The 1,503-nt window shown below is 31.4% G+C and carries 1 protein-coding gene; it reads left to right on the top strand.

All coding sequences use genetic code 11. From position 1 onward, the window contains the following. Positions 1–241 precede the first annotated feature (241 nt). Complete coding sequence (locus L8U04_RS08220; RefSeq protein ID WP_263709818.1) at positions 242–1,441, top strand: major outer membrane protein; 1,200 nt, start codon at positions 242–244, stop codon at positions 1,439–1,441. Positions 1,442–1,503: the final 62 nt, after the last annotated feature.

Genomic DNA, 1,503 nt, shown 5'->3' with positions numbered 1-1,503 from the left:
TAAACCCTCAGTTTCCAAACATTAACTATCAAAGAGCATAATTACACTTGTAAAAGCAAACATTCATAGATAACTCCTTAGTTTTTAAAGATCTAGTTTCAAACTAGATCTTTAAAGATAATTCAATCTATAAATACAACCCTTTAATATATTTTTATCGTTTTTATTTACTTTAAGAATTCTTATATAAAACTATGCTATAATACAAGCCATAGTTTTAATTTTAATAAGGAGAATTCTCATGAAACTAGTTAAACTTAGTTTAGTAGCAGCATTAGCTGCAGGTGCTTTTTCAGCAGCTAATGCTGTTTCACTTGAAGAAGCTATAAAAGATGTTGATGTATCAGGAATGTTCAGATATAGATTTGAATCTGATAGAAGAGATATTGGCAATACAATTGTAGATGGTTACAACAGCTCTAAAGAAAACAAGCATAAATTTAAATCTCAATTAAATTTCAAAGCAGCTTTAGATGATAACTTCAAAGCTTTTGTTCAATTCCAATATAGCACAAGTGAACTTGGTTTTAATAGCCCAAATGCTAAAGCTGAAACTGATACTGATAGTACTTTTGTAGTTCAACAAGCTTACTTAGAATATACTAATGAAGCTTACGCTACAAATGTAATCTTTGGTAAAATGGAAGTTGGTTCTATTTGGACTGATGATGCAGTAGGAACAGGAGCTAAAATTCTTAATAATTCTATCGAAGGTTTAACTTTTGCTGGTTATTGGTTTGATAGCTTCAATGTTACAAGCGATGGAGATTTTACAGATTTAGGTATTGCTGATACTTCTTTATATGGTGCTGCTGTATTAGGTGATTTTGATCCATTTGCTTTCCAAGTATGGGCTGCTTATTCAAACAATTGGGCATTTTTATATGCAGTAGATGCTAGCTATAAATTTGCATTCAACGATGCTAACTTCAAAATCCAAGCTCAATACTTAGGAAATAGCTTGGATAGTGATAAAGAAAAATTAGGTCTAGATAATAGCAATTTCTACGCTGCTCAATTACAAGGACAAATTTCTGCTTTTGATTTCCAAGCAGGTATCGTTGGTTATGGTGAAAAAGACAAAGCTAGCTTAGTAGTTTTAGAAGATAAAGGTAGAGTAATCGCTCCAGGTGAGCAAATTTTCTATTCTACTGGTAGTGATTTAAGAGGTAGTATAGGTGAAAACTTCTTCTATTTTGCAGGTTTAGGTTATACTTTTGCTGAAACTGTTAGAGTAGGATTTGATTATATCGGTGGTAAATCTGAACAAGTTGGCCATGATATAGATAAAAATGAATATATTGCAAGAGTATCTTACGCATATAGTCCAAAACTTACATTTAGCGGCTTCTATTCTTACTTAACTGAAGATTTTAACACCAATGGTGTTCATGATAGCGATGATCAATTCATCAGACTTGAAGCTCTATACAAATTCTAATTATAAAAGCTAAGCCAAAAGGCTTAGCTTACTATATCTAAAATTATCTCTTCTTTTAATCC

The organism is Campylobacter sp. IFREMER_LSEM_CL908 (genome assembly GCF_025771545.1).
Taxonomy (GTDB): domain Bacteria; phylum Campylobacterota; class Campylobacteria; order Campylobacterales; family Campylobacteraceae; genus Campylobacter_D; species Campylobacter_D lari_D.
This window is presented reverse-complemented; position numbering and strand designations above follow the sequence as displayed.